The organism is Flavobacterium sp., from assembly GCF_036515215.1.
Lineage (GTDB): Bacteria > Bacteroidota > Bacteroidia > Flavobacteriales > Flavobacteriaceae > Flavobacterium.
On sequence record NZ_DATBVQ010000101.1, the window covers coordinates 1 to 5721 of the forward strand.

The following is a 5721-nucleotide window of genomic DNA, read 5'->3' on the forward strand; positions in this document are numbered from 1 at the left end:
CGTTTCCGCCTTTTTCGGAATTTCCCCTTCGGTGTCTTCCGTGAGTTCAAAAGCGGCCTTGAACGCGGGAGGCGTTTCTTCTTCAGGTTTTATATCATCCACCGTTTCGGCAGCAGATGTGTTTTCGTTACGGTCTTCTTCTTTTTCTACTTCTTCATGGAGCTCGTTTTCTTCCGAAATTGTTGCAGGTTCATCCTGAAGCTCCTGTATATCTGCTTCAAATGCTTCAACAACAGCTGTTTCTTCTTCTGTATCTTCCTCTATTTCTTCCATCGAAAATTCAGACGATTCTGTTTTTTCAACCTTGGCACTTTCTTCCGGGAGGGCAGCTTCTGTTTTTTCTTCCTCTATGTTTTCAACTTCCGCATTTTCAGCTGGGGCTGTATTCTCTTGCGAATCTTTTTCTTCTGAAGCTTCAGGAATACTTTCAGTCATTTCGATAACAGTCTCCACTGGCAATTCAGCGCTCTTGTCATAAAAATTCTCGATTTCTTTCTCCATTTCAGCATGGCCTATAGTGGGTTTGAGGTTGCCATAATGTTCCTCTATAAATCGTAAAACGGAGAGTTTCTCATATAATTTTTGAGTTTCCAAATACAATTGATTGATGTCAGATTTATTCTTTAGTTTTAATATTCTATGGGCAATGCTGATTAAGTCGGCTTCCAATCTTTTTTTCATAACGTTTGAATTATAGTATGTATGGCGTGTGTATTTGTATCTTTATATAATTGTATGTTGACTAAGAAATGAGGCCTTTTATACGGCATATTTAATTATTTAAATAAGCGTTCACGGATTCCCGAATTGATAAAATTTTTCTACATTTGAGACAACGTAAAAGTATAAAATCTTAAGCGGGTTTATTACACTACAAAGTAATAAAAACTATTCATTTTTTAAGTTAGAAAAATACGAAATGTTTCTCGAAAATACAGTAAATCATAAAGAACAATTTGGTTGGATCGAAGTTATTTGCGGTTCCATGTTTTCGGGTAAAACCGAAGAATTGATACGGCGTTTGAAAAGAGCGCAATTCGCCAAACAAAAAGTCGAAATCTTCAAACCTGCCATTGACACTCGTTATCATGACGATATGGTCGTGTCGCACGATGCAAACGAGATTCGCTCTACAGCGGTTCCTGCAGCTGCAAATATCGCCATTTTGGCTCAAGGCTGTGATGTTGTAGGGATTGACGAAGCGCAATTTTTTGATGACGAAATCGTCAAAATTTGCAATGATCTTGCCAATCAGGGAATTCGCGTTATTGTAGCGGGATTGGATATGGATTTCAAGGGAAACCCTTTTGGTCCTATGCCCGGATTAATGGCTACGGCCGAATATGTTACCAAAGTGCATGCCGTGTGTACCCGCACGGGGAATCTCGCGAATTACAGTTTCCGTAAAACGGACAATGACAAACTGGTCATGTTAGGTGAAACTGAAGAATATGAACCACTAAGTCGTGCTGCGTATTATCACGCAATGAAAAAGGATCAGGAGTAATTTATAAATAGAATGTACTTTCAGATATAGCAAAAGACCCGACCTGTTTTAAAACCGGGTCGGGTCTTTTTAGTTAACAACGATCTTAAATAAAAAAAATGTTAAATCTTTTTTCGCATTCTTGCCACAGGAATATCCAGTTGCTCCCTGTACTTCGCAATGGTTCTTCGGGCAATAGGGTAACCTTTTTCTTTTAGCAATTCTGCCAATTGATCGTCGGGAAGCGGCTTTTTCTTGTCCTCTTCTTCAATTATATTTTGCAATATTTTTTTGATTTCAAGTGTCGAAACATCCTCGCCCTGGTCATTTTTCATGGCTTCCGAGAAAAATTCTTTGATCAGTTTGGTTCCGTAAGGCGTTTCAACATATTTGCTGTTCGCCACACGCGATATCGTCGAGATGTCCAGACCTACTAAGTCGGCAATGTCTTTTAGGATCATCGGCTTCAATTTGGTCTCATCGCCGTCCAAGAAATATTCTTCCTGATAGTGCATGATCGCATTCATAGTCACAAAAAGGGTTTCCTGACGCTGTCTAATGGCGTCGATGAACCATTTCGCCGAGTCCAGTTTTTGTTTGATAAACTGAACGGCATCTTTCTGCGCGCCTGACTTGTCCTTGGATACCTTGTACGTCTGCATCATTTCCTGATAATCTTTGGAAACGTGCAGCGATGGGGCGTTCCGTCCGTTTAAGGTCAGTTCAAGTTCGCCATCTACGATTCTGATGGCAAAATCGGGAACCACATTCTCGGTTATCTTATTGTTTCCGGTAAAGGCTCCGCCCGGTTTTGGGTTGAGTCTTTCTATTTCATGAATCGCTTTTTTTAGCTGCTCATTGGAAATGTTATATTTCTGGATTAACTTGTCGTAATGTTTTTTTGTAAAGGCGTCAAATTGGTTTTCGATAATATCGGTGGCCAGTTCCACGTATTCTGTTGGCGTTTTATGTTTCAACTGCAACAGTAGGCATTCCTGTAGGTCTCTTGCGCCAACTCCAGAAGGTTCCAGCTCATGGATTACATGAAGCATTCTCTCTACAGTCGCCTCATCAGTATAAATCCCTTGGGTAAACGCCATGTCGTCAACAATGTCCGGGATGCTTCGCCTGATATATCCCATGTCGTCGATGCTTCCAACGAGGAATTCGGCAATGTCACGTTCGTCGTCATTCAGGATGAAAGTATTCAGCTGGTTGATCAAATCTTGATGAAAACTGACAGGCGCCGCTAACGGTGATTCGCGTTCCTCATCGTCATCGCTATAATTGTTCGCCTGTGTTTTATAGTCGGGAGTATCGTCATTGTTTAAATACTCATCAATATTGATATCTTCTGATTCGATTCTGTCCGATTCAGAATCGTCATAATCGTCGTAATCTTCGTTTTCGAATTCATCTTTTTCGTAATCGTCTTCCTCTTTACCTGCTTCAAGAGCAGGGTTTTCATTCATTTCTTCCACTAAACGTTGCTCGAAAGCTTGCGTAGGCAATTGAATTAACTTCATCAACTGGATTTGTTGAGGAGATAATTTCTGTGATAACTTTAAATTTAAGAATTGCTTTAGCATTTTTATTGTTTAAAAGTTTAAGGTTAAAAGTTTAAGGTTGTGAACTTTCAACAACGTTAAACTTTAAACCTGAAACAAATTTTTAAAATTCCGCATTCATCGGCGTTCTTGGAAAAGGAATTACATCACGTATGTTAGTCATTCCGGTTACAAATAGTACTAATCTTTCAAATCCAAGACCAAAACCAGAGTGCACCGCTGAACCAAATCTTCTTGTATCAAGGTACCACCATAATTCTTCTTCGTCGATTCCCAATGCTTTCATTTTTTCGACCAAAACGTCAAAACGTTCTTCTCTTTGTGAACCTCCAACGATTTCTCCAATTCCAGGGAAAAGGATGTCCATCGCGCGAACTGTTTTTCCGTCTTCGTTCAAACGCATGTAAAATGCTTTGATGTTTGCCGGGTAATCAAACAAGATTACCGGACATTTAAAGTGTTTTTCCACCAAGTAACGCTCATGCTCTGATTGTAAATCAGCTCCCCATTCGTTAATGATATAGTTGAATTTTTTCTTTTTATTTGGCGTACATTCTCTCAAAATGTCGATAGCTTCCGTGTAGGAAACTCGTTTGAAATTGTTTTCCAAAACAAAATTTAATTTGTCCAGCAAAGCCATTTCGCTTCTTTCCGCCTGTGGTTTTGACTTCTCTTCGTCTAATAGTCTTCCTTCCAGGAATTTCAAATCTTCGGGACATTTGTCCAAAATATATTTAATCACGTACTGAATAAAATCCTCAGCAAGATCCATGTTGTCATTCAAGTCATTAAAAGCAACCTCTGGCTCAATCATCCAAAATTCTGCAAGGTGACGAGAAGTATTTGAGTTCTCTGCTCTAAACGTAGGCCCAAAAGTATAAATCTGGCCTAAAGCCATTGCAAAAGTTTCTCCTTCCAACTGTCCCGAAACCGTTAGATTAGTCTCTTTTCCAAAGAAATCTTCCTTGTAATTTACTTTTCCGTCTTCGGTTCTTGGAGTTCCGTCAAAAGGCAAAGCCGTAACTTTAAACATTTCACCGGCACCTTCAGCATCTGATCCAGTTATGATAGGAGTGTTTACATACACAAATCCTTTTTCTTGAAAATAGCTATGAACGGCAAACGATAAAACCGAACGCACACGCATAATTGCCCCAAACATATTCGTACGAACACGTAAATGCGCATTTTCACGCAAGAAATCCAAGCTTGGTTTGTTCTTTGGTTGTATCGGGAATTTCTCTGCGTCAGAGTCTCCTAGTATTTCCAGTTTATTGACTTGAATCTCAAATTTCTGACCGGCACCTTTGCTCTCTACCAAAGTTCCTGTTACAGAAATGGCAGCGCCAGTGGTTATTCTCTTCAAAGTTTCATCGGGGGTGTTCTCAAAATCGACAACACATTGTATATTGTTGATGGTTGAACCATCATTTAAAGCGATAAATTGATTGTTTCTAAAAGTTCTCACCCAACCTTTTGCATTTACTTCATGAAGCGTCGTTGTACTGTTTAGTAAGTCTTTAACTTTTGTATGTTTCATTTAATTATATAATTGATATTAAAAATTGTCTTTCAATCGAGCTACAAATATAATCGATTTCTTTTAAAAGTCATTGTTGTAATAATGTATTCAGGAGCTATTTCCCGCTATTCGCTTTATCTTTTACTTTTTAAAGGAAAAAGTAAAAGGATGCCGCTACTATCGGGGCTAGGCAGAAGTGGAATTTCAAATTTTATATAGAAGTAAATATCGTTCCAATCGCTACCTATCTGCTGTCACATAAAGGAATGACACGTTTTTAAAACAAATTAAAAATTTGACAAACCTAATAACAGTTTGTATTTTTGCAGGATGAATGATAATTTTATAACTGAGTATTTCGGTATAGGGATACAAAATGGTAAAACACCTGAGAACTTAGGAGTTTTGTGGCGCACAGCTCAAAACTTGGGAGCTAGCTATATTTTTACAATTGGAAACCGCTACGCTAAACAAGCTTGCGACACGCACAATGCTGTAAAATCAATACCTTATTTTCATTACGAAACTTTTGAAGATTTCTATAAAAACTTACCAAAAGGAGCCCGTTTAGTAGGAGTGGAACTGGACGATAGTGCAACTGATTTAGAAGTATTTGAACATCCAAGGCGTTGTGTTTATTTATTAGGCGCTGAAGACAATGGTCTTTCAAAAAAAGCCATCGAAAAATGTCATTATTTAGTAAAATTCAAGTCCGAAAAAAGCTTAAACGTTTCCGTTGCAGGAAGTATTGTTCTTTACGATAGAGGTCTTAATAAACCTCGTTCATAAAACAAATCCTATTATTGATTTTGTATTTTATCTTCTACTCATTAGGCTTTTCGATTTCGCCCCGTTTTTTTTTAATGGTGACTGGACTCCATCTTCGGGGCAAAACAAAACAAATTATCCTTGCTTTATTTAGTATTAGTGACTTGTTCTGCCGTTATTCCAAATTTACATTTTTAAAAATAAACCACAAAAGCTTCTCCTTCTAGGCAAAAAAAATCCCGCCTAAAAGACGGGAAATTTTATAAATTGTATTTTTTAAAAGAGTAGGTATTTATTTTTTTAAATGTTCCTCCTCCTGTTCGTTCAGATTGCTCAAAACATCAATTTTGGGTTCTATGAATTCCTGTTTGTTGGCT

The 5721-nt window shown here is 38.2% G+C and carries 4 protein-coding genes and 1 pseudogene; 2 read left to right on the forward strand and 3 right to left on the reverse strand.

Features of this window, described 5'->3' with window-relative positions; translation table 11 throughout:
- Positions 1–681: pseudogene (locus tag VIH09_RS06985) on the reverse strand (hypothetical protein); the annotation flags it as partial.
- A 238-nt stretch (positions 682–919) separates the two neighbouring features.
- Here VIH09_RS06985 and VIH09_RS06990 point away from each other — a divergent pair.
- Positions 920–1507 (forward strand): thymidine kinase, encoded by a 588-nt coding sequence (locus tag VIH09_RS06990; protein ID WP_331579271.1) that lies wholly within the window; start codon positions 920–922, stop codon positions 1505–1507.
- A gap of 101 nt (positions 1508–1608) precedes the next feature.
- Here the strand turns inward: VIH09_RS06990 and rpoN are convergent, their stop codons facing one another.
- Both rpoN and asnS read right to left on the reverse strand, forming a co-directional pair.
- Complete coding sequence (gene rpoN / locus VIH09_RS06995) at positions 1609–3075, reverse strand: RNA polymerase factor sigma-54 (RefSeq protein ID WP_331579273.1); 1467 nt, start codon at positions 3073–3075, stop codon at positions 1609–1611.
- Positions 3076–3157: 82 nt separating this feature from the next.
- Positions 3158–4594: an asparagine--tRNA ligase gene (gene asnS, locus VIH09_RS07000; protein WP_331579276.1), complete on the reverse strand. Its 1437-nt coding sequence runs from the start codon at positions 4592–4594 to the stop codon at positions 3158–3160.
- Between the two features lie 312 nt (positions 4595–4906).
- Between asnS and VIH09_RS07005 the strand changes: the two genes are divergently transcribed.
- Complete coding sequence (locus VIH09_RS07005; protein WP_331579278.1) at positions 4907–5365, forward strand: RNA methyltransferase; 459 nt, start codon at positions 4907–4909, stop codon at positions 5363–5365.
- Positions 5366–5721 lie beyond the last annotated feature (356 nt).

Coding starts and splice junctions, on each gene's coding strand:
- VIH09_RS07005 (WP_331579278.1), top strand. CDS start 4,907: ATGAATGATAATTTTATAACTGAGTATTTCGGTATAGGGATACAAAAT.
- VIH09_RS06990 (WP_331579271.1), top strand. CDS start 920: ATGTTTCTCGAAAATACAGTAAATCATAAAGAACAATTTGGTTGGATC.
- rpoN (WP_331579273.1), bottom strand. CDS start 3,075: ATGCTAAAGCAATTCTTAAATTTAAAGTTATCACAGAAATTATCTCCT.
- asnS (WP_331579276.1), bottom strand. CDS start 4,594: ATGAAACATACAAAAGTTAAAGACTTACTAAACAGTACAACGACGCTT.